General features: G+C 59.7%; 24 protein-coding genes. 18 read left to right on the forward strand and 6 right to left on the reverse strand.

The genetic code is table 11. The features are described 5' to 3' along the window. Positions 1–564 precede the first annotated feature (564 nt). The 5 genes from urtA to urtE all read left to right on the forward strand — a co-directional run bounded on the left by urtA (position 565) and on the right by urtE (position 6,160). On the forward strand, positions 565–1,779 hold the full coding sequence (gene urtA, locus K328_RS0101680; protein WP_156901227.1) for an urea ABC transporter substrate-binding protein: 1,215 nt from the start codon (positions 565–567) through the stop codon (positions 1,777–1,779). A 79-nt stretch (positions 1,780–1,858) separates the two neighbouring features. Further along, positions 1,859–3,520: an urea ABC transporter permease subunit UrtB gene (gene urtB, locus K328_RS0101685; RefSeq protein WP_245577371.1), complete on the forward strand. Its 1,662-nt coding sequence runs from the start codon at positions 1,859–1,861 to the stop codon at positions 3,518–3,520. Between the two features lie 3 nt (positions 3,521–3,523). Beyond that, complete coding sequence (urtC, locus tag K328_RS22130) at positions 3,524–4,702, forward strand: urea ABC transporter permease subunit UrtC (RefSeq protein WP_084608044.1); 1,179 nt, start codon at positions 3,524–3,526, stop codon at positions 4,700–4,702. Then, a complete protein-coding gene (gene urtD / locus K328_RS0101695) occupies positions 4,699–5,463 on the forward strand; it encodes an urea ABC transporter ATP-binding protein UrtD (RefSeq protein ID WP_051284300.1) in 765 nt (254 codons plus the stop codon). The genes urtC and urtD overlap by 4 nt, the downstream gene beginning before the upstream one ends. Position 5,464: 1 nt before the next feature. Continuing rightward, a complete protein-coding gene (gene urtE, locus K328_RS0101700; RefSeq protein ID WP_028464479.1) occupies positions 5,465–6,160 on the forward strand; it encodes an urea ABC transporter ATP-binding subunit UrtE in 696 nt (231 codons plus the stop codon). A gap of 18 nt (positions 6,161–6,178) precedes the next feature. On the opposite strand, the gene K328_RS25490 is transcribed toward urtE, so the two are convergent. Both K328_RS25490 and fabI read right to left on the reverse strand, forming a co-directional pair. Then, positions 6,179–8,074: a sensor histidine kinase gene (locus tag K328_RS25490; protein WP_084608045.1), complete on the reverse strand. Its 1,896-nt coding sequence runs from the start codon at positions 8,072–8,074 to the stop codon at positions 6,179–6,181. A gap of 289 nt (positions 8,075–8,363) precedes the next feature. Next, on the reverse strand, positions 8,364–9,128 hold the full coding sequence (gene fabI, locus K328_RS0101710; RefSeq protein WP_028464481.1) for an enoyl-ACP reductase FabI: 765 nt from the start codon (positions 9,126–9,128) through the stop codon (positions 8,364–8,366). A 163-nt stretch (positions 9,129–9,291) separates the two neighbouring features. On the opposite strand from fabI, the gene K328_RS22140 reads away from it, so the two are divergent. The 10 genes from K328_RS22140 to K328_RS25495 all read left to right on the forward strand — a co-directional run bounded on the left by K328_RS22140 (position 9,292) and on the right by K328_RS25495 (position 18,557). After that, positions 9,292–9,936: a glutathione S-transferase family protein gene (locus K328_RS22140; protein WP_036553047.1), complete on the forward strand. Its 645-nt coding sequence runs from the start codon at positions 9,292–9,294 to the stop codon at positions 9,934–9,936. 193 nt (positions 9,937–10,129) lie between these two features. Next, the gene (locus K328_RS22145) at positions 10,130–10,993 is read left to right on the forward strand and encodes an urease accessory protein UreD (RefSeq protein WP_051284302.1); all 864 of its coding nucleotides are present in this window, start codon (positions 10,130–10,132) and stop codon (positions 10,991–10,993) included. A gap of 39 nt (positions 10,994–11,032) precedes the next feature. Then, positions 11,033–11,335, forward strand: a complete 303-nt coding sequence (locus K328_RS0101725; RefSeq protein WP_028464482.1) for an urease subunit gamma — start codon at positions 11,033–11,035, stop codon at positions 11,333–11,335. Between the two features lie 9 nt (positions 11,336–11,344). After that, positions 11,345–11,665 (forward strand): urease subunit beta, encoded by a 321-nt coding sequence (locus tag K328_RS0101730; RefSeq protein ID WP_028464483.1) that lies wholly within the window; start codon positions 11,345–11,347, stop codon positions 11,663–11,665. A gap of 1 nt (position 11,666) precedes the next feature. After that, a complete protein-coding gene (gene ureC, locus K328_RS0101735; protein ID WP_028464484.1) occupies positions 11,667–13,379 on the forward strand; it encodes an urease subunit alpha in 1,713 nt (570 codons plus the stop codon). 7 nt (positions 13,380–13,386) lie between these two features. Beyond that, positions 13,387–13,923, forward strand: a complete 537-nt coding sequence (gene ureE / locus K328_RS0101740) for an urease accessory protein UreE (RefSeq protein ID WP_051284304.1) — start codon at positions 13,387–13,389, stop codon at positions 13,921–13,923. Beyond that, the gene (locus K328_RS0101745; RefSeq protein ID WP_169721157.1) at positions 13,871–14,596 is read left to right on the forward strand and encodes an urease accessory protein UreF; all 726 of its coding nucleotides are present in this window, start codon (positions 13,871–13,873) and stop codon (positions 14,594–14,596) included. Before ureE ends, K328_RS0101745 begins: the two co-directional genes overlap by 53 nt. A gap of 11 nt (positions 14,597–14,607) precedes the next feature. Then, complete coding sequence (gene ureG, locus K328_RS0101750) at positions 14,608–15,234, forward strand: urease accessory protein UreG (protein ID WP_036553049.1); 627 nt, start codon at positions 14,608–14,610, stop codon at positions 15,232–15,234. Between the two features lie 145 nt (positions 15,235–15,379). Beyond that, a complete protein-coding gene (locus K328_RS22150) occupies positions 15,380–16,363 on the forward strand; it encodes a glucosaminidase domain-containing protein (protein WP_051284308.1) in 984 nt (327 codons plus the stop codon). A gap of 265 nt (positions 16,364–16,628) precedes the next feature. Beyond that, positions 16,629–18,557 carry a PAS domain-containing sensor histidine kinase gene (locus tag K328_RS25495; RefSeq protein ID WP_245577439.1) on the forward strand — a complete coding sequence of 643 codons (1,929 nt, stop codon included), beginning with the start codon at positions 16,629–16,631 and terminating at the stop codon, positions 18,555–18,557. 26 nt (positions 18,558–18,583) lie between these two features. On the opposite strand, the gene K328_RS22160 is transcribed toward K328_RS25495, so the two are convergent. Genes K328_RS22160 through K328_RS0101775 form a run of 3 tightly spaced genes read right to left on the reverse strand, consistent with a single transcriptional unit; the run spans position 18,584 to position 21,404 of the window. Next, positions 18,584–19,276 carry a GntR family transcriptional regulator gene (locus K328_RS22160; protein WP_036553050.1) on the reverse strand — a complete coding sequence of 231 codons (693 nt, stop codon included), beginning with the start codon at positions 19,274–19,276 and terminating at the stop codon, positions 18,584–18,586. 14 nt (positions 19,277–19,290) lie between these two features. Continuing rightward, positions 19,291–20,295: a Gfo/Idh/MocA family protein gene (locus K328_RS0101770; RefSeq protein WP_205620564.1), complete on the reverse strand. Its 1,005-nt coding sequence runs from the start codon at positions 20,293–20,295 to the stop codon at positions 19,291–19,293. Between the two features lie 14 nt (positions 20,296–20,309). Continuing rightward, positions 20,310–21,404 carry an isocitrate/isopropylmalate dehydrogenase family protein gene (locus K328_RS0101775; protein WP_028464489.1) on the reverse strand — a complete coding sequence of 365 codons (1,095 nt, stop codon included), beginning with the start codon at positions 21,402–21,404 and terminating at the stop codon, positions 20,310–20,312. 222 nt (positions 21,405–21,626) lie between these two features. On the opposite strand from K328_RS0101775, the gene K328_RS22165 reads away from it, so the two are divergent. The 3 genes from K328_RS22165 (at position 21,627) to K328_RS0101790 (ending at position 23,994) form a co-directional block, all read left to right on the forward strand. Beyond that, the gene (locus K328_RS22165; RefSeq protein WP_051284312.1) at positions 21,627–22,460 is read left to right on the forward strand and encodes an alpha/beta fold hydrolase; all 834 of its coding nucleotides are present in this window, start codon (positions 21,627–21,629) and stop codon (positions 22,458–22,460) included. Beyond that, complete coding sequence (locus K328_RS0101785) at positions 22,453–23,349, forward strand: alpha/beta fold hydrolase (RefSeq protein ID WP_028464490.1); 897 nt, start codon at positions 22,453–22,455, stop codon at positions 23,347–23,349. The genes K328_RS22165 and K328_RS0101785 overlap by 8 nt, the downstream gene beginning before the upstream one ends. Before the next feature lie 102 nt (positions 23,350–23,451). After that, the gene (locus K328_RS0101790) at positions 23,452–23,994 is read left to right on the forward strand and encodes a PAS domain-containing protein (protein ID WP_169721158.1); all 543 of its coding nucleotides are present in this window, start codon (positions 23,452–23,454) and stop codon (positions 23,992–23,994) included. A gap of 10 nt (positions 23,995–24,004) precedes the next feature. Here the strand turns inward: K328_RS0101790 and K328_RS0101795 are convergent, their stop codons facing one another. Then, positions 24,005–24,433, reverse strand: a complete 429-nt coding sequence (locus tag K328_RS0101795) for a PaaI family thioesterase (protein WP_028464492.1) — start codon at positions 24,431–24,433, stop codon at positions 24,005–24,007. Positions 24,434–24,790 lie beyond the last annotated feature (357 nt).

The following is a 24,790-nucleotide window of genomic DNA, read 5'->3' on the forward strand; positions in this document are numbered from 1 at the left end:
GTGCGGGGATCAGTATATCTTTGTGATTCCGCCTGTGCAGCCACATTGTTGATTATTCGTTGATATTTATTGAGAAATTGTCGGATTCCGGTTTTTTGTCGGCCGGATGCACTGAAATTAGCAATGTTTTCGGGGGATTTTTCGTATCCCCTCCTACCCGTGCGTCTGTGAAGACGCACGGGCCAGGGCCGTGTGGTGCAACAACAACCCCGTCGGGGGAGTAGTGTTCCCCACACCCGACATGCGACTTCATCGGCAAAAGGTCAACGTGTGGTATTCGGTTACAGTTAGGTTAAAAAACAGGCAATGCCCAATATTGGTGCAAAATTAAATGGCCGGTTCTCTTTCTGGTTTTCTATTTGAGTGTCGTTTTTCATTTTAAATATCTGATAAATAATATGTTTTAGGAAATTAACCCGGGTGCGGGAACTGTGGCACAGCGTTTGCTGTTTGGGGTGCGGTGCAACAACAACCCTGGACCTGGGAGACTAAAAAATGGGGAAGCTCACAAAGTGGAAAAGCGCCCTTGCGGCAACAGCCTTCGGGCTGGCTGCAACGGCCGGGATGGGGGCAGCGCAGGCGGCGGACACGATCAAAGTCGGCATCCTCCACTCGCTATCCGGAACCATGGCAATCAGTGAGACCACACTGAAGGACGCCATGCTGATGCTCATTGACGAGCAGAATAAAAAAGGCGGTCTTCTCGGCATGAAGCTCGAGCCCGTCGTTGTCGATCCGGCATCCGACTGGCCGCTTTTCGCGGAAAAGGCCCGCGAACTCATTTCGAAAGACGGCGTCTCCGTAACTTTCGGCTGCTGGACCTCAGTGTCCCGCAAATCCGTGCTTCCGGTCTTCGAAGAGCTGAACGGTATGCTTTTCTATCCGGTGCAGTATGAGGGCGAGGAATCTTCCCGGAACGTCTTCTATACCGGTGCGGCGCCGAACCAGCAGGCGGTCCCGGCGGTCGACTATCTGCTCGGCGAAGAGGGCGGCGAAGCGAAACGCATCGTGCTGCTCGGTACCGACTACGTTTATCCGCGCACGACCAACAAGATCCTGCGCTCCTACCTGAATGCCAAGGGCATCGCCGATGCCGACATCATGGAAAACTACACGCCGTTCGGTCACTCCGACTGGCAGACCATCGTTGCCCAGGTGAAGGAATTCGCCAGCCAGGGCAAGAAGACCGCGGTTGTCTCCACCATCAACGGTGATGCCAACGTGCCGTTCTATAAGGAACTGGCGAACCAGGGCATCAAGGCGGAAGACATTCCGGTCGTTGCCTTCTCCGTCGGTGAAGAAGAGCTTGCCGGTCTCGATGCCGGACCGCTCGTCGGTCACCTTGCCGCATGGAACTATTTCATGTCGGTCGACACCCCGGAGAACGACGCCTTCATCAAAGCCTGGCACGCCTTCATCAAGGACGAGAAGCGCGTGACCAACGATCCGATGGAAGCGCATTACATTGGCTTCAAGATGTGGGTGCAGGCGGTTGAGCAGGCCGGTACCACCGATGTCGATGCGGTGCGTCAGGCAATGTACGGCCAGACCGTCAAGAACCTGACCGGCGGTGTGGCGGTGATGAATACGAACCATCACCTCTCCAAGCCGGTGCTGATCGGTGAAATCCTCGAGGACGGCCAGTTCGAAATCGTTTCCGCCACCGACGATGTGGTGGTCGGCGATGCCTGGTCCGACTTCATCCCGGAAAGCGCCAAGCTGACCGCCGACTGGACCTATCCGTGGGTCTGCGGCAACTGCGAAAAGCCGCGCTTCTAAAAAAACTTCCGGACCGGAGCGCGGGATGTCCCGCGCTCCGGAACCGCTTGAATAGCGCGCAGGGATGGAAGGAAATTTAATGTCCTTAAGGCAATGGATGCGCGGGGGCGCACTCCGGTTCTTAATGGTTTTCTGGGCACTCGCGGTTTTGGTGCCGCATTCCGGTGCATCGGCTGCTGAAGATCTCGGAACACTCGTTACCGAGCTCGGTGCGGCGAGCCTTTCCAAGAAGCAGGCTGTTGTCGATCGCATGGTCGCGACAGGCGCGCCCGAGGTGGTGCCTATCCTGGAAGCGCTGGTCGGACGGGATCTCTACACGCGCAAGAGCGACGGCGTGGTGGTCATTGGCCAAAAGACCAGTGGAGGGAAGCTTCTCCTGACCGATCCCCTGACAGGTTCCGAGGTTGGAACGGTCGGATCGCGTGAGGTGAAGCGGATCAAAACGAACAACCGGCTCCGTTCATCTGTCAAAGCTGTCATGGGTACACTGACACTGATGAGCCCGGACCCGCAGCGCAGACTGGAAGCGGCGGACGGTCTGCTGAAGTCGAGCGATCAGGCAATGCTGCCATTGATCGAGACGGCGCTGGCCAAGGAAGCGGATGCGGCGGTGAAAAACGCGCTGCAACTGGCCAAGGCCTCTATCAAATTGCAATCCGACAGCGCGGAAGAGCGTTTGGCGGCGGTGCAGTCCCTCGCGGACAGAACAGATCCGGAAAGCCGGGTCATGCTCTCCCGTCTGCTGCTGAAGGATGGCGATGTCTGGCGCGAACCTGACGAGATGGTCCGCGCGACCGCAGGGAAAACGCTCGCCTCGATGGAGAGCAGGCTGGAGATGTGGCGCACTGTCGAACATCTCTATCAGGGGATCAGTCTCGGCTCGGTCCTGCTGCTTGCCGCCATGGGATTGGCCATCACCTTCGGCGTGATGGGAGTCATAAATATGGCGCATGGCGAGATGGTCATGCTCGGCGCCTACACAACCTTTGTCGTACAGGAAGTGTTCCGTTCCGTGGCGCCGGGATTGTTTGACTGGTCACTCGCGGTGGCCTTGCCTGCGGCGTTCCTGATGTCGGCGCTGGTCGGAATTGCCATGGAACGGGGGTGTATCCGCTTCCTCTATGGCCGCCCGCTTGAAACCCTGCTTGCCACCTGGGGCATCAGCCTCGTCCTGCAACAGACCGTGCGCTCGATCTTCGGGCCGACCAACCGGGAAGTCGGGGCGCCGGAATGGATGCAGGGCGCGATGGAGTCCGTCGCTGGTATCACCCTGACCTATAACCGGCTCTGGATCATCCTGTTCTCGTTCTGTGTGCTCGGCGCCGTCCTCCTTGTTCTTAAGAAGACCGCTTTCGGTCTGCAGATGCGGGCGGTGACGCAGAACCGCGAGATGGCGCGTGCCATGGGCATTCCGACCGGGCGGGTTGATGCCATGACCTTCGGTCTAGGCTCCGGCATTGCCGGTATCGCGGGGGTCGCTCTCAGCCAGATCGACAATGTCAGCCCAAATCTCGGACAGGCGTACATCGTGGACAGCTTCATGGTCGTGGTGTTCGGCGGTGTCGGCAATCTCTGGGGCGCCTTTGCCGGCGCGATGTCGCTCGGCGTCGTGAACAAGCTGCTGGAGCCCTGGGCCGGCGCGGTGCTGGGCAAGATCCTGGTGCTGGTGGCGATCATCCTCTTCATCCAGAAACGGCCCCGCGGATTGTTCGCGCTCCGCGGTCGTGCCGTGGAGTCCTGAGTCATGTCGCTGTTGCAACGCCTATACGCGCCGCAGGCCCAGGAACCCGGTAAGGGACGATTGGCAAGCGCCGTCCTGCTCTCGGTCCTGGCCGCGATCGCGGTCCTCGTGCCGCTCCTCAATCTGACGGTCCCGGCCGACTCAGCCTTTCATGTGCCGACCTATCTGGTCAGTCTGCTCGGCAAATATCTTTGTTTTGCCATGCTGGCGCTCTCGATCGATCTGATCTGGGGCTTCTGCGGCATTCTCAGCCTCGGGCACGGCGCCTTTTTCGCTCTCGGCGGCTATGCCATGGGCATGTACATGATGCGGCAGATCGGCGACCGGGGCGTCTACGGCAACGCAGAGCTGCCGGACTTCATGGTGTTCCTGAACTGGAAGGAGTTGCCATGGTACTGGTACGGCTTCGACTTCTTCCCCTTCGCTGTGGTGATGGCGTTGTTCGTGCCGGGGCTGCTGGCTTTCGTGTTTGGCTGGCTGACCTTCCGGTCTCGGGTCAGCGGGGTCTATCTCTCGATCATCACCCAGGCCATGACCTATGCGCTGATGCTGGCGTTCTTCCGCAACGACATGGGCTTCGGCGGCAATAACGGCCTGACGGATTTCAAGGATCTGCTGGGCTTCGATTTGCAATCGGACAACACGCGGGCCGTGTTGCTGGCGGCGACCTGTGTTGCGCTGGCCGGGTGTTATCTGATGTGCCGCAGCATCGTCGCCTCGAAGCTGGGACGCCTGATTACGGCAATCCGGGACGACGAGGCGCGGGTCCGCTTCCTCGGCTACCGGGTGGAGAATTTCAAGCTCTTCGTCTTCGTGCTCTCGGCCATGATCGCCGGGTTGGCAGGCGCACTCTATGTGCCGCAGGTCGGCATCATCAATCCGGGTGAATTCGCTCCGGCCAACTCAATCGAGGCTGTGATCTGGGTTGCCATCGGCGGTCGCGGCACGCTCTACGGCGCGATTGCCGGCGGCGTGCTGGTCAATTACGCGAAGACCGTGCTGACCGGGGTTATCCCGGAAATCTGGCTGTTCGCGCTCGGCGGTATGTTCATCGCCGTCACCTTGTTCTTCCCGAAAGGCCTGGTCGGCAGCCTGCCTGCCGCGGTCGACTGGGTGAAGCGGCGGATTGGTAAACGGAACCCGCCTGCATCCTCATCCCTTGCCGAGGAGCCGGGCCAATGAACGTGACCGGAAGAGCTTCTTATTCAGAATCCCAGCTTTATGTCGACGGGGTCACGGTCAGCTTTGACGGTTTCAAGGCGCTGAACAATCTGAGCTTCGTGGTCGAGCCGGGCGAGATGCGGGCCATCATCGGGCCGAACGGCGCCGGCAAGACGACTATGATGGATGTCATCACCGGCAAGACCAAGCCGGACGAGGGACGGGTCATCTTCAAAGGCGATATCGATCTCGGCAAACGGGACGAGGCGGCAGTCGTCGCCCTCGGTATCGGCCGGAAGTTCCAGCGGCCGAGCGTATTCGAGAACCATTCGGTGTTCGACAATCTGGAACTCGCCATCAAGTCGGACCGGAGCACCTTCGCCTGCCTGTTCGACCGGTTGGATGCGGACCGCAAATCGAAGATCGAAAGCACGCTGGAGCGGATCGGCCTGGCCGGTGAGCGCGATCAGATGGCCGGGAAATTATCGCACGGGCAGAAGCAATGGCTGGAGATCGGCATGCTGCTGGTGCAGGACCCGGAACTGCTGTTTCTGGACGAACCGGTGGCCGGCATGACCGACGCCGAGACCGAGGCGACGGTTGAGCTGCTGCGTGATCTGCGCGGGGAACGCTCCATCGTGGTCGTCGAACATGACATGGCCTTCGTCCACGCTCTCGGCGTGAAGGTCACCGTGCTGCATGAGGGATCGGTGCTGGCCGAAGGGTCCATGGATCAGGTGCAGAACGATCCGCACGTCATCGAAGTCTATCTGGGACGCTGAGATGCTGAAAGTTTCGGGACTTCATCTGCACTATGGCGCCAGCCACGCGCTGCGCGGCATCGATCTGGTGGCCGAGCGCGGCAAGGTTACCTGCGTGCTCGGACGTAACGGGGTTGGCAAGACCAGTCTGATGCGGGCCGTGACCGGTCTGGAGAGCCCGAGCGCGGGCAGCATCCTCTGGGACGATATCGATCTGCTGGCGCTGCCGGTTCACCGCAGAGCGTCGGCCGGTGTCGCTTTCGTGCCTCAGGGACGGGAAATCTTCCCGCTGTTGACAGTCGAGGAAAATCTGAAGACCGGGTTCGCTGCCCTGCCGCGCGCCAAGCGTACGATCCCGGACGAGATTTTCGATCTGTTCCCCGTGCTGAAACAGATGCTGAAGCGGCGCGGCGGAGATCTTTCCGGCGGTCAGCAGCAACAGCTAGCCATCGCCCGTGCTCTGGTGCTGCGCCCGAGCCTGCTCGTGCTGGACGAGCCGACCGAGGGAATTCAGCCATCGATCATCAAGGATATCGAACGGATCATCGCCCTGCTGGCAGCACGTGGAGATATGGCCGTGATCCTGGTTGAGCAATATTTCGAATTCGCCCGCGATCTGGCGGATGAAATTGCAGTGATGGACCGTGGGGAGATCGTGCTTGCCGGGGCGAAGACCGCGCTCGCGGAAGAAGATGTCCGCGGTCATCTGACTGTGTGATCGCCTTTCCGGAGCAGCTCAGTCGGCGGCGTCTATATCCTGCGCCAACGAGGTGTCCTGCCCGACCCTGGGCAAGATTACCGTGACACTGGTACCCGCGCCGGGTTCGCTCTCGATCATGAAACTGCCGCCGAGAAACTGCGCGAGAGAGCGGACGATGGACAGTCCGAGGCCGGTGCCTTCCTTGGCAACATGGGGGTGGATGGAGGAGTGAGAGAACGGCTCGGCGATTGTCGGCAGCCGATCCTTTGAAATTCCGACGCCGCTGTCCTCGATACGGAAGACAATCTCGCTTCCGTCGGCTTCCGCCAGACAGCGGATCGCCCCGCCGTCAGGTGTGAATTTTACGGCGTTCGACAACAGGTTCAGGAGGATCTGCCGGATCGAGCGTTCATCCGTGATCATAAGGTCCGATGCCATCTCGACCGAGGTAGAGATGGTGATGGCCTTGTTCCTGGCCTGACCATCGACCTGCGAGATGCAGTGCGTGAAGATCGCACCGATGCCGACTTCTTCAAGCGTCAAGATTCGCTTGCCCGCCTCGATGGCGGAAATGTCCAGAATATCGTTCACCAGTTCCAGCATATGCTGGCCGCTTTGCTGAATAGCCCCGGAATAGTCGGCGAGGCGTTCCACTGCCATGTCTCTGGTGTTCGGCATTGCGAGCAGGGAGCTGAAACCGATGATGGCATTTAAAGGTGTGCGGAATTCGTGGCTCATCGTTGCCAGAAATTCCGATTTCGTCCGGTTGGCATGTTCCGCGCGTTGCAGGGCTTCGTTCCGGGCTTCGGCAATAAGCCGTTCATTGGTGACGTCGGCGCCGGTACCGCGATAGCCGATGAAGGTTCCGGCTTCATCGTAGAACGGCCTGCCGTTGATGCTGACAGTTTTGCGGACGCCCGGCTGGGACTCGATATCATAGCGGAAATCGCGGAATTGACGGCGCTGTTCGATAACGTCGTTCAAGCCGCGCCATTTTGGCGTCTGAGTGTCCTCCGAGGAGGTTTCCGCCAATGTGCGGCCGTAGATCTCTCCGCTCCGCTTGTTGAGGGTCTTGGTGAAGCTGGCGGAGATGTAGCTGATACCGCCGTCACGATCAGTTTCCCAGAACCAGTCCGAAGAGATTTCGGCGAAATCCTGAAAACGCTTCTGACTGCGGAACAGCTCGCTGGCTGTGAGGTCTCTGACTTCTGAATTACGGGTGATGTCGCGCATCAGGCGGGCCCCGCTGGCTGCGATTTCCCTGTATTCCAGGAAATCGAAATCGTCGGGCTCGGGCAGTGGGCTTTGCTTCGGGTCGTCCGCATTCAGATGGCGATAGGCGGCGGCGAGCTGAAGCAGAGGCCGGGTTACAAACCTCTCGGAGATGTAGAACAGGATAGCGGCGAGCGCTGCGATGCCTGCCGCCATGGCAAGAAGAGCCACGGCCAGACGGTTCGGCCACTCCTCGGATATCTGCCAGGAGGAGGCTGTAATTCGAAGAGATCCCACCGTGATGCCCGGTGTCGCCGGGTCGCTGAGTTCTAGCTCTAGCGCATGTGTGACGGGCGGAAAAAGCTCCGGATACCAGTGGTCTTCCAAGGGCGGAAAAGTGCGCTGTTCGCTGATTATAGTGGCGCCGGTTTGGTCCGTCAGTTCGACGGAAATGATTGCTTCGAAATGGAGCAGGCCGGTGGCAATTTGCGCGGCCAGCTCAGGGTCGCGGCTAACGACGGCAACAGAGGCGGTCTGTTCAAACGCCTGTGCCGCCTTTTCCGTGGTTTCGAACAAGTCCGACCGTAGTCCGAAATACTCAAGGACAGACTCGCCGATGCCAATGGTCAGGCCAAGCAGTGTGGCAACGATGATAACCAGCCGGGCCTGATGACCACTGACGCTTTTCACCGTTGAGGAACGTGTCGGGCTCGTGCTCATGGCCTAACCTTGCATGAGACAGAGACGCATGGCCGAAATCGCGATGAAAGGTAATTACCGGAATCGGGAGAACGTCGTTGCTTCATGTTTTTATTCAAACTTCGGAACAGACCGCGCTCCTTCTTCGCTGATGGTCAGAGACCTGCTGAGGATCTGGAAGTCTCTACGTAATGGATTGAAAACTCAAGATTGATAGAGACGGGGTGATGGCAAAACTCGATCCAGGCCGGACCGTCGAGACGAAGAGTAACGTTCTCGAACGTTAAAGCTAGCAGCCTGAATTGTCACCTCATGCTACGACGCTGTAGCCACCATCGATATAATGGATGCCGCCGGTGACATTTGCGGCTTCACGACTGGCGAGGAAGGTTGCGAATGCGCCGACATCCTCGATGGTCGCAAGTTTGTGGATCGGCGCGCGGGCCGCCGCCTCGTTCATCAGGTCGTCGAAATAGTCGATCCCGGAGGCGGCTCGGGTCTTGAGAGGCCCGGGAGACAATGCGTGCACGGATATGCCCTTCGGGCCGAGTTCGGCTGCTGCATACCGGGTCACGGATTCGAGGGCTGCTTTGACGGGGCCCATGATGTTGTAGTGATCGACCACGCGCTCCGCACCGTAGAACGAGACGGTCATGCAGGTTCCGCCTTCGTGCATCAGCGGCTCGGAACGCCGGATCAGGCGCAGGAAGGAATGCACCGAAATATCCATAGCCGCTGCGAAGCCCTCGGCCGAGCAATCGATCACCCTGCCATGCAGATCGTCCTTCGGGCAAAAGGCAATGGAGTGAAGCAGCGTATCGAGGCGGCCCCACTGCGCCTTGATCTCTCCGAACAGCGCCTCGGCCTGATCTTCGTTACGGACATCCAGCGGCATGACGATATCGGCGCCGAGTTGTTCCGCCAGCGGCCGCACATGTGATTCAGCCTTGTCGTTCAGGTATGTGATGGCGAGTTTCGCACCGCGGTCTTTCAGTGCCTTTGCGCATCCCCAGGCGATGGATTGATCGTTCGCGATACCGACGATCAATGCGGTTGTGCCTTCGAGCGAGAACATCTGGGCGGCCTTGGTCTATTGCGATTGCGCAATTATGCTGCGCTGCACAATAAAGTAAAGTGACGTTCTCATTATCGGCTCTGGAAGTATGATGCGATCAGGTCGGAGACAGCGGGCTGCAGCGAACTGTATCTGACGGCCCGATTTCAGTTGGGGGGCGGTCATGCTCCAGATTTACACCATTCCGGTCAGTCTCTATTCCGCGAAACTTCGTATTCTGTTGCGGCACAAGGATCTGGTCTGGGAAGAAATTCCGCCGCCGGGCGGATACGGATCGATGGAATACAGGCAGATCGTTCCCGCTGGAAATCTGCCTGCGCTGCGGGACGGGAACTTGTTGCTGGCTGACTCAGAGGCCTGCGCTGAATACCTCAACGAAATACACTCCGAGCCCCCGATGCTGCCGGATACACCGGCGGGCCGGGCACTCGTTCGGGAGCGCTCCCGCTACCATGATACCCGGCTCGAGCCGGCGGTCCGGGCTCTGTTTCCGTATATGCCCGAGCGCAAGCGAGGTGGCTTCGAGGCGGGGCGTCACACGGACACGCTGACGGATCGGCTGGATGGCCTCGGCCGGCTGCTCGAGAAGGCGCCTCCATCCGCGCAGCTTACTTTAGCGGATTGCGGTTTTCCGGTGACACTCTGTTGGCTTGATCTGTTGATACCGCTGCTTGGTCTTCCGGTCGATATTCCGGCGCCGGTGCTCGATTATTGTGACGGCCTTTATGGACATAAGGCAGTTGCCGAGGAGATGGCGGATTACCGTCCGAAACTCACGGCGGAGATGAAGCTGTGGGCGGCGGAGTAGGGCTCTTTGCCCAACAATTGAGCAGGATTGAGCGTGTTGCCCGTGGTGTGAGCGGTTATCTGTAACCTGCTAACGAGACCCGTGCGATTGGGTTTTCTAACTATTTGAAAACAAACATCTAAAATTCTCCGAGAGAACAGAGTAGCCTTTGGCACGGCGATTGCGATTGTTCTCGCAAAAAAGGGGAGCTGTATTGAGTTTAGCGCTCGCTCATACCGATGAAACCGTTCAGCTGAACCGTGCGACCGGAGCGGCACGCCTTTCCGTTGAAAGCCGGGACGGGCGCTCCGTCATGTCGGACCTCTATTTCGCCCAGCCCTTGCGCATATTGATGCCGCGACCGGGTGTCGGCGAGCTGTTGACCGCCGTTCTGGCGAACCTCTCCGGTGGGATCGTCAGCGGTGACCTTTACGAGACGGATATCAGCGTTGGCTCAGGCGCCAGCCTGACCCTGACCGCCCAGGCGGCTGAGAAGATCTACAAGTCTTCCGGCGCCGAGGCGGGAAACCATCTGACCATGCGGGTTGCCGAAGGGGGCGTGCTCGAGTGGCTGCCGCAGGGCACCATCCTGTTTGACCGCGCGCTGTTCCGTCAGCGCGTCCGGTTCGACCTTGCCGCTGACAGCACACTCTTCGCCGGTGCCATTTCGGTTCTTGGCCGGAGCGCCATGGGGGAGACCTTTTCCTCCGGGCGCTACCGTGAGCATTGGGATCTGAAACGGGACGGGCGGCTGGTCTGGGCCGACCGGTTCGAGCTGGCGGACCCGGCCGGTGCCGCCGCCGTTGCGTCCGGCCTTCGTGATGTGAGCAGTTTCGCCACGGCGCTGTTTGCCCGGCCGGATGCGGCCGACGATCTCGACTGGGCCCGTGAAGTTCAGACCGGTGCGGCGGGAGATATCCGTTGCGGGGTGACCGCGATCGATAACAATCTTCTGGTGATGCGCTGGCTTGGGCCGGATGCCATGCGGCTGCGCAACGCGGTCGGCGCTTTCTGGAGCGCGGCGCGGGTGCGCTGGCTCGGACTGCCGGCCCGGATGCCGGTGATCTGGCGTATTTGATGTGGCAAATTTGATGTGGATGTCTGAGGGGAGGCCGGGGTGAATCTGACACCGAGGGAAAAAGACAAGCTGATGGTTTCGGTCGCGGCCATGGTCGCACGTGGCCGGCTGGAGCGGGGTGTGAAGCTGAACTACCCGGAATCGATCGCCTTGATCACCGATTATGTGGTCGAGGGTGCGCGGGACGGCCGGTCCGTTGCCGACCTGATGGCAGCGGGTGCCAGTGTCGTCAAACGCTCCGACGTGATGGAGGGGATCGCCGAGATGATCCACGAAGTCCAGGTCGAAGCCACTTTTCCGGACGGGACAAAGTTGGTCACCGTCCACGATCCGATCCGCTAGGAGGGTGCCATGATCCCGGGAGAAATCATTGCGGCCGACGGCGAGATCGTTCTGAACGAGGGCGCCGAGGCCATCACCGTCGAGGTCGCGAACACGGGCGATAGGCCGGTGCAGGTCGGCTCGCACTATCATTTCGCGGAAACCAATCCGGGCCTTTCCTTCGACAGGGACGCGGCGCGCGGCATGCGGCTGGATATCCCGTCCGGCACTGCGGTGCGGTTCGAGCCGGGCCAGACAAGGACGGTCGATCTCGTGCCTTTCAAGGGAGACCGGAAAGTCTACGGTTTCAATCAGGCGGTGATGGGGCCGCTCGGTGGGGGAGGAGCCTGACATGCCTTACAGAATCTCAAGACAGGACTATGCGGGCATGTTCGGGCCGACCGTCGGCGACAAGGTCCGGCTTGCCGATACCGACCTGTTCATCGAAGTCGAGGAGGATCGCACCTTCTACGGCGAGGAAGTAAAATTCGGCGGCGGCAAGGTCATCCGCGACGGCATGGGGCAGTCCCAGACGACGCGCGCGGACGGTGCTGTCGATACGGTGATCACCAACGCGCTGATCCTCGATCACTGGGGAGTGGTGAAAGCCGATATCGGGATTAAGGATGGCCGCATCTTTGCCATCGGCAAGGCCGGTAATCCGGATGTGCAGAACGGCGTGAACATCATCGTCGGTCCCGGCACCGAAGCCATTGCGGGCGAGGGCAAGATCATCACCGCGGGCGGGATCGACCCGCACATCCACTTCATCTGCCCGCAGCAGATCGACGAGGCGCTGAATTCCGGTGTCACCACCATGATGGGCGGTGGCACCGGCCCGGCAACGGGTACGAACGCCACTACCTGCACACCGGGGCCGTGGCACATCGAACGCATGCTGCAGGCTGCTGAATCCTTCCCGATGAATCTCGGTTTCTTCGGCAAGGGCAATTCCAGCCAGCCTGAAGGCCTGCGCGAGCAGGTGTTGGCCGGGGTCTGCGGCCTGAAACTGCACGAGGACTGGGGCACAACACCGGCTGCCATCGACAATTGCCTCTCCGTCGCGGACGAAATGGACGTTCAGGTGCTGATCCACACGGATACCCTGAACGAGTCCGGTTTTGTCGAGAACACGGTGGATGCTTTCAAGGGCCGCACCATCCACGCTTTCCATACCGAGGGTGCGGGCGGCGGTCATGCGCCGGACATCATCAAGATCTGCGGGCTCTCCAACGTGATCCCGTCCTCAACCAACCCGACCCGGCCTTTCACGGTGAACACTATCGACGAGCATCTCGACATGCTGATGGTTTGCCATCACCTGTCGAAAAGCATTCCGGAAGATGTCGCCTTCGCGGAAAGCCGGATCCGGCGGGAGACGATCGCCGCCGAGGATATCCTGCATGACCGGGGCGCTTTCTCGATCATCTCTTCCGACAGTCAGGCCATGGGCCGGGTCGGTGAGGTACTGATCCGGACCTGGCAGACCGCCGACAAGATGAAGAAGCAATTCGGCGCGCTGCCTGAGGAGAAGGGCAACAACGACAATTTCCGGGCCCGGCGCTATATCGCGAAATACACCATCAATCCGGCCATCGCGCAGGGCATCGACATGCATGTTGGCTCCATCGAAGTCGGCAAGCTGGCCGATCTGGTGATCTGGTCGCCGGCCTTTTTCGGGGTGAAGCCTGACATGGTGCTGAAATGCGGCACCATCGCCACCGCCATCATGGGGGACCCGAACGCGTCCATCCCGACGCCGCAGCCGCAGCATTACCGGCCGATGTTCGGCAGCTTCGGACGTTCCCTGACGAAGAGTTCCGTAACCTTTGTCAGTGAGGCTGCCTTCGAGGCTAATATAGGGAGCCGTTTTGGACTGCAGAAAGAGACCCTGCCGGTGCGCAATACCCGGTCGGGGATCTCGAAAAAGTCGATGGTCCTCAACGATGTGCTGCCGGATATCTCAGTCGATCCGGAAACCTACGAAGTCCGGGCCGATGGCGAGCTGCTGACCTGTGAGCCGGCGACGGAGCTGCCAATGGCTCAACGCTACTTCATGTATTGAGGTCCTGATGGCAAACGCGGCTTCTGTGGAGAAAGATCTCGGCCGGGCGGTTGCGCATGCACCGTCCGGACACTGGGACGTAGGCAGTGAACTCGACCGGGTGACGCTCGCCTTTGACGACCGTCACCGGAGGCGCATCCGGCTGGATACGGATGGCGGGGCGACACTGTTGCTCAACCTGCCCCGGGCTGTTGCACTCTCCGACGGTGACGGTCTGTCGCTGGAAGGAGGCGGCTGGATACGTGTCGTGGCGGCGCCGGAGGCGGTGATGGAAGTGCGGGCGGCTGACCGGCACCATCTGCTGCGGCTTGCCTGGCATATAGGCAACCGGCACCTGCCTGCCCAGATCCTGGAAGATGCGATCCTGCTACGGCCGGACCATGTGATCGCGGACATGCTGCGCGGCCTCGGCGCCACGGTGACGGAGGCGGAGCGGCCGTTTCAACCGGAAGGCGGGGCCTACGATCACGGTCACGGCCATGACCACAGTCATGAGCACAGTGACGATGCTGCTCATTCCCACCATCACCACCACCATGACTGACGTTTCGGCAACCCGGGCGGCGCTGCGCCTGCAATCCTGGCTTTCCCCGTCTTTTCCGGTCGGGGCCTACAGCTATAGCCATGGGGTCGAAGCGGCGATCGAGGGCGGGCTTGTCACGGATGCGGAGACGCTGCGCGACTGGATCGAAGGTCTGTTGAAGTTCGGCTCCGGCGCCAGCGATGCGATTCTGCTGTCCGAGGCATGGCGGCATGCCTCGGCTGGCGACAGCGAGGCTCTTGGCACGCTTACGGAATTCGCGACAGCCCTGATCCCGACTGCCGAATTGCGGCTGGAGGCGACGTCCCAGGGCACTGCCTTCGTGAAGACAGTCTCGGCTGCCTGGGGCGAGATCGAGCAGGTTGCCTTGCCGCCCGCACCGCCGCTGCCGGTGGCCTATGGCGCCGTCACCGCTTCTGCCGGTATTGCGCTGGATCTCGCCGGGCCACTTTATTTGCAGGCCTTCGTTCATAATATTGTTTCAGCTGCTGTCCGGGCCGTGCCACTCGGTCAGACCGACGGTCAGCGGGTGATCGCGGCGCTGGAAGCATGCGTCGATGAAGTCTGGCGTACGTCGGAGGGATGCGGCACCGACGATATCGGTACGGCAGCGCTGATGGCGGAATGGAGTTCGATGCAGCATGAGGCCATGGATGGCCGGCTGTTCAGATCGTGAGGGAGAAAGAAATGGCAACGGGACCGCTTCGGGTTGGCATCGGCGGGCCGGTCGGCTCAGGCAAAACGGCACTCTGCGAGATGCTGTGCCGGGAGATGAGCGCGGACACGGACATGTTCGTGATCACCAACGACATCTACACCAAGGAAGACCAGAAGATCCTGACCCGCACCGGCGCGATTGCGGCGGAACGGATCATGGGGGTGGAGACCGGCGGCTGCCCGCATACGGCCATCCGCGAGGACGCATCCATCAATCTTGCCGCCATCGATACGATGGTCGCATCCTATCCCGATGCGGAGCTGGCATTGATCGAGTCCGGCGGGGACAACCTGGCGGCGACCTTCAGCCCGGAGCTGGCGGACCTGACGATCTATGTGATCGACGTTGCCGCCGGGGAGAAAATTCCGCGCAAGGGCGGGCCGGGCATTACCCGCTCGGATATGCTGGTCATCAACAAGACCGACCTCGCACCACTGGTCGGCGCCGATCTCGGTGTAATGGCGGAGGATACCAAGCGCCAGCGCGGAGACAGGCCATTCGTCTTCACCCAGCTGAAGAACGGCGAGGGCATTGCCGAGATCGCGGCTTTCATCCGGGAAAAAGGCGGTCTGGCGAGGAAATCAAGCGCGGCTTGAGCTGCAATATTCAGGAGCCTCGAATTCGCCTTGGTTTTAATGTATTCCCCACTTTCCTGACGCTCTTGGCTTGAGGATAAAGAGTGCCGCCGAATGAGATCGGACCTGGTGTTCTTGAGCCGAACGTCGAACAAGGGATATCGCAATGGGTCGTTTCGGGTCGGCGCTGTTCGCCGCTCTTCTGGTGCTGGTGGCTTGCGCTGCGTTCAATCAAACCGCGCCAATGATCGAGCCGATCAATGATTGGGGGGTCACTTATGACGGCCGTCCGGTCGAGCGGGTTGAGTTTGTTGCCTTTGAAGATCTGGCCCCGCTGACCTCGGAGCTCAATTACACCACAGAAACCTGGAAAGCTGGGCAGACCGATGTCCCGCGGCTGGTTCTGCTGCGGGTTCCGGAACGGTTCGGAGAGGTGACAGTCAACGAGGTGACTGTCGCCCAGAAAAAGAGGATCTTTTTCCGCATGGTCCTGCCGTTGATCCTGATAGCAAACGAGGAGGTTATGTCCGACCGCGAAAAGTTGATGCGGTTGAAGCTCAGGTTCGCGGAGACGCGCGTCCCGCACGCGGATGATCTGGATGAGCTACGGTCTTTCGCCAAGAAGTACCGTCTGTCAGTGGACGATGACGTGGTTTCGGTAAACAAACTCCTGGCAAGGCTGGAGCGCCGAATCGATATTGTGCCGCCGTCGCTGGCGCTCGCCCAGGCGGCGACGGAAAGCGCCTGGGGCACGTCGCGCTTTGCGGTCGAAGGCAATGCCCTGTTCGGACAATGGACCTTTGGCCGGAAGGGTATGGTGCCCGAAGAACAAAGGGCGGAGAAAGGCGATCACAAGGTCGCAGCGTTTCGCACGCCCCTACATTCTGTTCGCAGTTATCTGCGGAACCTGAACACGAACCGGGCGTATCGTGAATTCCGCAAACACCGCGCTGCTGCGCGCGCTGCGGGCAAACCGATCTCCGGAAAATCGCTCGTCTCGGCCCTGTCGCGCTATTCCGAGCGCGGCGCGCACTACATCAAGGAGATCCGGCAGATCATCGGCGTGAACCGACTCTCGGCCCTGGACCGGAGCAAACTGGTTGAAGGTACGGTCTACGAGCTGCTGCCGGTCTGGCGGTCGGATAGTTGAGGCTTCCCGTCAGTCTCCCCGCTGGGTGAACGCGAGTTTCAGGGCGAATCTGGAAAATTGCGCGGAGAATCAGCGGAAATCATAGAGTCCCCCGAGCCAGGACATCGACTGATTCATTCAATTTTAAACTTCGCTTAATAGCGTGTTGCTGAACTGCGGGAGCAGCACGCTTGGGTCAGGCTAACCTATACTTTTTCTATGGACTTGCGTTTTTCGCGATGAGAGTCGCGATACTGACGATTGTTCACGGTGTGCGGGCGTGAAAATGCGGGAAGAACAACTTGCTCATAGCGCGCTCCAGCTTCGGGCCATTCTTGAAACCTGTACCACGGCGGTTTGCGTGTTTCTCCGCGGATCGGAAGAACGCGAATATCTTTATGCGAGCAATCGCATGCTGGAGATGTTCGGGGCAAAGGATGTCGGGGAACTAAACGCTTTCGGGTTTATCAACACGTTTGCCGACCCGAATGAAGCCGCCGAAATGCGCGACCGTCACAATCAGGGCCAATACAAAAGGGACGCGGTCTATGAGCGTGTCCGCCTTGACGGCGGCCACTTCTGGGGCATGGGTACGGCGTCGGAGATTGAGTTCGAAGGTCAGCCTGCCACCATCGCCTGGATCACTGACATTTCAGACCGTATTGACGCCGAAAACAGGACGGCGCAGCACGCAAACCAGCTCCGCGATATGCTCGAGACAAGCGAGGCCGGGGTCTCCGTGTTTCGTCGCGGCACCCTTGAGCGGGTTTATGCGAACCAGGGATTTTTGCGCCGTTTTGGACTTGCCTCTCATGAAGAACTCAACGGGATGAATCTTCGGGCAACCTTTGCGAATTCGGCGGATGCGGACTGGGTCGTCGAGCATCTTCAGTCCGGTGCAGGCCAGCAGCGATTTGCAATGGAAAGGCGGCGGGTCGATGGCTCGAAATGGTGGGCCCAGATCGAGACCAAGCCGATCGAATTCGACGGTGAGATGGCGACGATCGTCTGGCACTACGACATTACGGAGCAGAAGCGGGCCCAAGAGGAACTCGAGGCCGGAGCGCGGCGCTTCCGGGAAATTCTCGACAGCAGTGAGGCCGGGATATCGATCTTCGATGTGGATACCTTCGACCGCCGCTACGTGAACAGCGTCTTCCTCAGGATGTTCGGCGCGGAGACGATTGACCAGATCAATGCGGTGGACTTTCGGGACACATTCGAAAGTCATGCGATTGCAGAAGCAGTCACCACGCAGCTCCGGAACGGTGACTTAATGGGCCGTCGCTCTGAGATGCGTCGTCGGATCGATGGCTCGACCTGGTGGGCTGTGATCGACGCCAAGCGGATCGAGTTCGACGGCAAGCCTGCTGTCATTACCTGGCACTATGACATCAGCGAGCAGAAGCAGATCGAGAACGAGCTGCGGAAAACCGTCGATGTCCTGCGGCAAACGCAGGAGGAACTTGTCGAAGCGGAGAAAATGGCGTCGCTCGGAGGTCTCGTTGCCGGTGTCGCGCACGAGATCAATACCCCGATCGGAATTTGCCTGACCTCGGCCTCGGCCATGACAGAAAAGATCGACGAGCTTAAAGCGGCTGTTGAAAGTGGGCAGCTTACACGCGGGAAATTCATCTCGAGGCTTGAAACGATCGACGGTGCGGCGGATCTGGTGGTGCGTAACGCCAAGCGGGCAGGCGAATTGATTTCAAGCTTCAAACAGGTTGCCGTCGACCAGACCAGTGGCGAACGGCGCAACTTTGCCCTTATCGACTACATCGAAGAAGTGCTCGTTAGTCTGGGCCCGGAACTTACCCGGAGGAATATCACAAATGAACTCAAGGGAGACCGCGAGCTCGTACTGAGTGGGTATCCCGGTGCGATCGGTCAGATTGTGACCAACCTCGCGATGAATGCTGCAATACATGCATATGAAGACGGCGTCGGCGGCAAAACCGAAATCATCTGCAATCAGGAAACCTCTGGCGAAATTTTGATGACGTTCAGGGATTTCGGAAAGGGAATGGAGGAAGAGACGGCCCGCAGGATTTTTGAGCCGTTTTTCACCACGCGGCAGGGCCGAGGGGGAACCGGTCTGGGAATGCACATTCTCTATAACCTGGTCACGCAACGGCTCGGAGGCCGTGTCGTGTGCCAGTCAAAGCCCGGCGAAGGCACCACCATCGAACTCAGATTCCCCAAGGTTGCCATCTGACCCGGACGCTGGCTGTTCAAGGCGGTCTAGAGATTGTCGAGACGGTGCTGCGCGAGCAGTTCTGTGAGCATCTGTCCGGCCGCCTGCCGGTGGGCGACGTGGACGTCTCTCGCGCCCTTCGCATCTCCCTTCAACAGGCAGTCGAGCAGCACCCGATGATCGACGGTCGATTGCTCTGGCCGGGGACGCAGGCTGAGGGTCGCCATGCGGGCCCGGTGAACCTGGGTCCTGTAACGCGCGGTCGCTTCGATAAGGCGCTTGTTTCCGGCCGCCTCGACGAGCAGAGCGTGGAATTCATCGTCACCCTCCGCCCAGGCGACGAGATTGTCTTCGGCTAAAGCCCGCTCCATGCGCGTCGTTGCATTATCCATGGCCTTTGCCTGTTCCGCACTGAGGCCGCGCTCTGCCGCGAGCTCCGCGGCCAACGGTTCGAGTGCAGTCAGCAACTGGTAGATTTCGGTCATGTCCTCGGCGGAGACCGGTAGAATAAGGAGCCCGCGTCGAGGCCGCACTTTCACCAGGCCTTCCCGCTCAAGGCGAAGACCTGCCTCGCGCACAGGGGTTCGGCTCACACCGATCCATTCTGCGAGTTCCGCTTCGAGATAAGACGCGGAGGGCTTCAGCCGGCCGTCAAGGATCATGGCCTTGATCGCATCATAGGCCTTCGCACCGGCACCTGGATTTTTCTCGCCGGCACTTGGGTTTTTCTCGTCTGTCATCGTGGGCGCTGTTTCTACAGATCGATTTTATGCCGCTCTTCGGCAGAGCGGTAGGCGGCTTCTTCGATGCGGATATTCTGCAGATAGTCTTTTGCATGGGTTTCGAGCGGCGTGCCATTCAATAAATGCGAGATGACATGTTGCTGGAAGCCGAAAACACAGTCGCCGCCGAAATCACGATCCTCCAGATGATAAGGAATTTTAACAGAGTTGGTCGTGCCAGGCAGGCGATATGCAAGGTTTCCATAGCCATCGAGGGTGATCGTTGCATCATCACCTTCGAGGATAAACTCGCCCATGGTGAGGCGATGGTTTTCCGCGGCGTGATCGAGGGTCCGGTTTGCATCGAGCGTCGCCCGCAGGCCGTTCGGCCAGGTCAGGATCAGCAGGCCGGCATCCTCTCCCTTGATGGTGGGGTTAGCGCGCCAGAGGTCGGCATAGATGGTTTGTGGCTCACCAAAAAGGTAGCGGAAAACGTCTATCCAGTGAATTCCGGTCTCGTGGACAAGGAAACGCTCCATTTTGTGGAAATAGGGTTGCCGCAACAGATATGCTTCGACCCCGCGACCATCTCCGGGCCTTAACCTGAAACACGCCTGGCGGACAGCTCCCGAGCGGCCGTTGTCGATCTCGTCCCGGATTGCTCGGTACCAGGGCATGAACCGGAAATTCTCATGCACGATCAGCGTTGTGCCGGCCTGATCTGCGGCATTGACCAGATCTTCCGCTTCCGCCAGCGTTCGACAGAACGGTTTTTGACAGATGATGGTTGGAATTTTGCCCAGCAGGGGACGAATGAGATCTGCCTGATGCGCTGGAGGAACCGCGACATCCAGTATGTCGGGGGATCCCGCCGTGAGAAGAGAGCCAATATCAGGTTGCAGGACAAGTTCCGGGTAGAGCGTCGCGAGTTCGCTGCGGCAGGTTTCCGATAAATCAGCGACGCCAACCAGATCGACATCTTCTATCCGACGCCAGGCATTTATGTGAAATCGGCCGAAATAGCCGCCGCCTACCATGCAAACCTTTAGACTCATGCGCTCACCCTGCTCATCACAGCGTCCGACATTTGCCCGGTTCCGGCGTTGCCGCCAAGATCGCGGGTGAGCGGCGCACCGCCGTTGAGTATTTCGGAGACAGCGCCTTCTATCATCCGGGCGCCTTCGGAGAGCGCGCTATCCTCATGTTCTCCGGCGAGCCATTCCAGCATCATGCCGGCGGAAAGGAACATGGCGAGCGGGTTTGCCAGGCCTTTTCCAGCGATATCCGGAGCGCTGCCGTGGCAGGGCTGGAAGACCGCATGTTCGTTCCCGATATCGGCCGAAGGGGCGAGCCCGAGAGACCCCATGATGCCGGCGCCGAGATCGGACAGGATGTCGCCGAACATGTTCTCGGTGACGACCACATCGAATTCCCAAGGCTTTTGTACCATCCACATGGCAAAGGCATCGACATAAGCGCTGTCGGCGGCAATGTCCGGGAAGGCTTTCGCCCGCTCCTCGAAGATCGAGCGGAAGAACCAGAAGGACCGGAAGACGTTTGCTTTGTCGACGCAGGTGACGCGTCCTGGAGTGCCACGTTTCGCGGCGCGTTGTCCGGCGAGACGGAAGGCGAAGTCGAACAGCTTTTCACTGGTCGCGCGGGTGATCCTCAGGGTTTCGGTCGCGTAGTTGTTATCGACAACCTTGCCCTCATGCATGTGGGCGAACAGCCCTTCGGTCGACTCCCGGATCAGCACGAAATCGGTTTCGAAGGCGCGTGGGTCGGCGAGGGGCGTTGGCTGGCCTTTATAGAGTTTCACCGGGCGGACGCCGGCATAGAGGCCGAGAGCGAAGCGAAGATCGATTTGCGGGGTGATTTCCGTGCCGTCTTGCTTGCGGATGTTCGGCAGACCCATGGCAGAAAGCAAAATGGCATCCGCATCCCGGGCGGCATCGATCGAAGAAGCAGGCAGCGCCTCGCCTGTTTCCGCGTAATGCTGCGCACCGGCCGGAAGGGTCTCGAATTCCAGCTTGCGGCCAACCCGTTTCGAGACAATATCCAGAACGGTCCTCGTCGGGGCCATGATTTCAGGCCCGATACCGTCCCCGTCGAACAGGGCGATGCGATAGACGCGGTTGCTACTCATCTCGAACAGATCTCACAAATGGAAATAACGTATGCATTGATGTGTACGTTGTCTGCGATCGGCGGCGTGAACGCAACCTCCAAAAGCGCAGCACAGCGTTCGTGCATTTGGACTTAATCAATGATGCCACTCCGGAGGTTGAACGAGATTCCGTTGCGTGTTCCCCTCTTTACGTTGCGGGTTTAACCGGGGCAATGCGATACAAATCCAGATGAGGACGTAATGGCCGGTCAGGCATATTCCTGGGATGAAGCAGGCGCTGCAGGCAATGTGCAGGCCGGTGGCGCGATGTTGGAGGCCTATACTGTCGGCCCGCCGCCTGGACAGGCGCCGACGCTTGTGTTGCTTCATGAAGGCCTCGGCTGTGTCGATCTCTGGCGCGATTTTCCAGAGAAGCTCTTCGCTGAAACGGGATGTGGCGTGTTTGCGTATTCCCGCGCGGGGTATGGACGCTCCGATGCCTGTCCGTTGCCGCGCCCGCTTGACTATATGACCCGTGAGGCAGTTTCCGTCCTTCCGGAAGTTCTGGATGCCATCGGCTTCAGAGACGGTATCCTGATCGGCCACAGTGACGGCGCATCCATTGCGGCTATACATGCCGGGGCGCAGCGTGATCGGCGGGTCCGGGGCGTGGTTCTGATGGCGCCGCATTTCTTCACCGAAGCAATGGGCCTTGATGCCATCGCGGAAGCAAGGACGGCGTATTCAGACGGAGACCTGCGCTCCCGTCTTGGCAAATATCACCGACATGTCGATGCGGCATTCCGGGGCTGGAACGATGCCTGGCTCGATCCGGGTTTCAGAGCATGGGATATCCGGCACTTCCTGGATACTGTCCCGGTCCCTGTCCTGTGCCTTCAGGGGGAGCAGGACCAGTACGGCACCAGGGCCCAGGTCGATGTGGTGGCGGAACGGGTCGGGGGTCCGGTGACAATCCATATGATCCCGGATTGCCGGCATTCGCCTCACCTGGAAGCTGCTGAAACAGTGACAACAGAAATCGCCACGTTCTTCAGAGAGACCGTGCGCCTCGAAGCAGGAGAAAGTGATGCTTGATGGCTTCAAGACGGAGAGAGTAGCGACCGGCGGAACCGAGATTTTTGTCAGGTCTGCAGGCAAAGGTGATCCGGTGCTGCTGATCCACGGATTTCCGCAGACCGGCGATTGCTGGCACAAAATCGCTCCGGCATTGGCTGAGAAGTTCACGGTGATCGTGCCTGACTTGCGCGGCTACGGCGCGAGCGGAAAACCCGCGCCGTCGTCTGATCATTCGGCGCACAGCAAGCGGGAAATGGCGCGAGATCTTGTCGAGGTGATGGCGGCGCTCGGTTATGAGCGTTTCGCCGTCGTAGGGCATGACCGGGGCGCGCGGGTCGGCTTCCGGCTTTGCATGGATCACCCGGATCGGGCCACACGGTTCTGCTCACTTGACGTCATTCCCACCCTCAACATGTGGGAAAAACTGGACCTCGCCGGTGCGGTTGGCGGCTTTCACTGGTCTTACTTGGCCCAGCCCGCGCCGGTGCCGGAGACCATGATCGGTAACGACCCGGACTTCTTCTATAGCTACCTGATGCGCAAGTGGGCGGCCCCGGACTTCACTTTTCAGAAGGACGCAATGGCGTCCTACCTGAAAGCCATGCGGGACCCGGCCGTTATCGAGGGCACATGCGAGGATTACCGCGCCGGAGCCACCATTGATGTGGCGCATGACAGGGCCGACCGGCAGGAAGGGCGGACGCTTTCCTGCCCGCTGCTGTTTATGTTCGGTGCGGTGAGGGGCTTCGGCGGCCCCGGCGGCCCGGCCGATCCGCTGGATACCTGGCGGGAATGGAGCAGCAGTACGGTGGAGGGCGGCCCGGCCCCGTGCGGCCACTTCCTGCCGGAAGAAGCGCCGGAGATTGTTCTGGATCAACTGCTTCCGTTCTTGCTGAAAGCGGACTGAGAATGCAATGCACGCCGCTTGCTCAGATCGGGCGTCGGCGAGGCGCCTGACTCTAATATGGAATGATGCCTCCTATAGGGTATGAACTGTATGGAAGCCGGAGTGACGAACAAGTGGGTGTCTTCTTTGGAAGACGTGACGGATTATATCGAGGAGCCGCGTCTTCTGGACCTGCTGAAATACTGGAGCGGAAAGCGCGCCGGTCGGCTTGCACCTTCCCGTCAGGATATCGACCCCAGTGAAATAGGCGCCTTGCTGTCCTGCATCTATCTTGTCGATTTTGAAGAACCGGATGTGTTCCGTTATCGCGTGGCCGGTACCGAGATTGCGGAGAACTTTGGGCACGGCAATCTCAAGGGGAAGACCCTGGGCGATATCCTGAAACCGGACGTAAAGGATTTCGTGACCAGGCGCTGGATGCCGGTGATCCGGGATGCTGCGGTCGTCTGCATGAAGGGCCCAGTCTACAACACGGTGAACCGCTATGCGTTCGGAGAGCGGCTGTTGCTGCCGCTTGCCGACGATCCTGATGGTCCGCTTACCGGGCTGCTTGGGGTGACGGTGTCGAGATGGATGGATACCCCTGGCCCAGAGGGGCGCCGCAACTCCGATATGATCATGATTCCGGCCTCGAAGTTACCCTGACGCACTGCGGTTATTTCGGTGACGGCAGTTTCCAGGTCGAGGTTGCCATGGCGGCGAGCTTGCCGTCTTCGCCGAACAGCCGCGATTCAAGAAAGCAGAGCGAACGTCCGCGCCGCAAAACCCGGCCTTCGCAGGTAGCCGTGCCGCCGGTCAGCGGCCGCATATACTGCACTTTCATCTCAAGCGTAGCGCCGCCGGTACCCGTTATATGTTTCAGCAGATGGCCCATGGAGATATCCATGACCGTGGCGATGGCACCGCCATGCAGGCTGCCCTGGGGATTGAACAGGAATTCCTCGACGGGAAAGCGGACGCGGCAGAGCTCTTCTTCATATTCGAAACCGAGATCCAGCAACCGCGCCAGAAAGAAGGTCTCGAACTCCTGACGGTAGGTTGCAAGCGCGGTCTCGAACCGCGCGCGTGCGCGCTCTTCGTTCATATCAAGTGTATCCTTTTGAGTAGCAATCTTCAGGCAGGCACTGGCGATATCCAGTTTGCGGTGATCCATACCAGCGATGAGGAACCCGATACAGTCTCTATCGATGAACTCGCGGCAACAGGCCGGACACGTGTTTCAAGCACTTCGGTCTCGCTCGGACTCCCGACCGAGCGCCAGGACTTTCAAGTTGAATAGGGTTAACGCCAATCCGCTTTGCAATTGATTCTACCTGAGTCGCTGTGTTTTGGTCGTTCAGATGGGCCGAAAGTGCCGCTCCAGTGCGGTTTTTTGCCACTTTTTGGCCTCGCTTATTGGCTGTGTTGCTCACTTCAGATTTAACGCGGGTTTCCGTAAGGC

It is taken from the genome of Nisaea denitrificans DSM 18348, from assembly GCF_000426505.1.
Classification (GTDB): domain Bacteria; phylum Pseudomonadota; class Alphaproteobacteria; order Thalassobaculales; family Thalassobaculaceae; genus Nisaea; species Nisaea denitrificans.

What these genes read in the sequence shown, in the direction of transcription:
- urtA (WP_156901227.1), top strand. Translation starts at nt 565, where the DNA reads ATGGGGGCAGCGCAGGCGGCGGACACGATCAAAGTCGGCATCCTCCAC.
- urtB (WP_245577371.1), top strand. Translation starts at nt 1,859, where the DNA reads ATGTCCTTAAGGCAATGGATGCGCGGGGGCGCACTCCGGTTCTTAATG.
- urtC (WP_084608044.1), top strand. Translation starts at nt 3,524, where the DNA reads ATGTCGCTGTTGCAACGCCTATACGCGCCGCAGGCCCAGGAACCCGGT.
- urtD (WP_051284300.1), top strand. Translation starts at nt 4,699, where the DNA reads ATGAACGTGACCGGAAGAGCTTCTTATTCAGAATCCCAGCTTTATGTC.
- urtE (WP_028464479.1), top strand. Translation starts at nt 5,465, where the DNA reads ATGCTGAAAGTTTCGGGACTTCATCTGCACTATGGCGCCAGCCACGCG.
- K328_RS25490 (WP_084608045.1), bottom strand. Translation starts at nt 8,074, where the DNA reads ATGAGCACGAGCCCGACACGTTCCTCAACGGTGAAAAGCGTCAGTGGT.
- fabI (WP_028464481.1), bottom strand. Translation starts at nt 9,128, where the DNA reads ATGTTCTCGCTCGAAGGCACAACCGCATTGATCGTCGGTATCGCGAAC.
- K328_RS22140 (WP_036553047.1), top strand. Translation starts at nt 9,292, where the DNA reads ATGCTCCAGATTTACACCATTCCGGTCAGTCTCTATTCCGCGAAACTT.
- K328_RS0101730 (WP_028464483.1), top strand. Translation starts at nt 11,345, where the DNA reads ATGATCCCGGGAGAAATCATTGCGGCCGACGGCGAGATCGTTCTGAAC.
- ureC (WP_028464484.1), top strand. Translation starts at nt 11,667, where the DNA reads ATGCCTTACAGAATCTCAAGACAGGACTATGCGGGCATGTTCGGGCCG.
- ureE (WP_051284304.1), top strand. Translation starts at nt 13,387, where the DNA reads ATGGCAAACGCGGCTTCTGTGGAGAAAGATCTCGGCCGGGCGGTTGCG.
- K328_RS0101745 (WP_169721157.1), top strand. Translation starts at nt 13,871, where the DNA reads ATGAGCACAGTGACGATGCTGCTCATTCCCACCATCACCACCACCATG.
- ureG (WP_036553049.1), top strand. Translation starts at nt 14,608, where the DNA reads ATGGCAACGGGACCGCTTCGGGTTGGCATCGGCGGGCCGGTCGGCTCA.
- K328_RS22150 (WP_051284308.1), top strand. Translation starts at nt 15,380, where the DNA reads ATGGGTCGTTTCGGGTCGGCGCTGTTCGCCGCTCTTCTGGTGCTGGTG.
- K328_RS25495 (WP_245577439.1), top strand. Translation starts at nt 16,629, where the DNA reads ATGCGGGAAGAACAACTTGCTCATAGCGCGCTCCAGCTTCGGGCCATT.
- K328_RS22160 (WP_036553050.1), bottom strand. Translation starts at nt 19,276, where the DNA reads ATGACAGACGAGAAAAACCCAAGTGCCGGCGAGAAAAATCCAGGTGCC.
- K328_RS0101770 (WP_205620564.1), bottom strand. Translation starts at nt 20,295, where the DNA reads ATGGTAGGCGGCGGCTATTTCGGCCGATTTCACATAAATGCCTGGCGT.
- K328_RS0101775 (WP_028464489.1), bottom strand. Translation starts at nt 21,404, where the DNA reads ATGAGTAGCAACCGCGTCTATCGCATCGCCCTGTTCGACGGGGACGGT.
- K328_RS22165 (WP_051284312.1), top strand. Translation starts at nt 21,627, where the DNA reads ATGGCCGGTCAGGCATATTCCTGGGATGAAGCAGGCGCTGCAGGCAAT.
- K328_RS0101785 (WP_028464490.1), top strand. Translation starts at nt 22,453, where the DNA reads ATGCTTGATGGCTTCAAGACGGAGAGAGTAGCGACCGGCGGAACCGAG.
- K328_RS0101795 (WP_028464492.1), bottom strand. Translation starts at nt 24,433, where the DNA reads ATGAACGAAGAGCGCGCACGCGCGCGGTTCGAGACCGCGCTTGCAACC.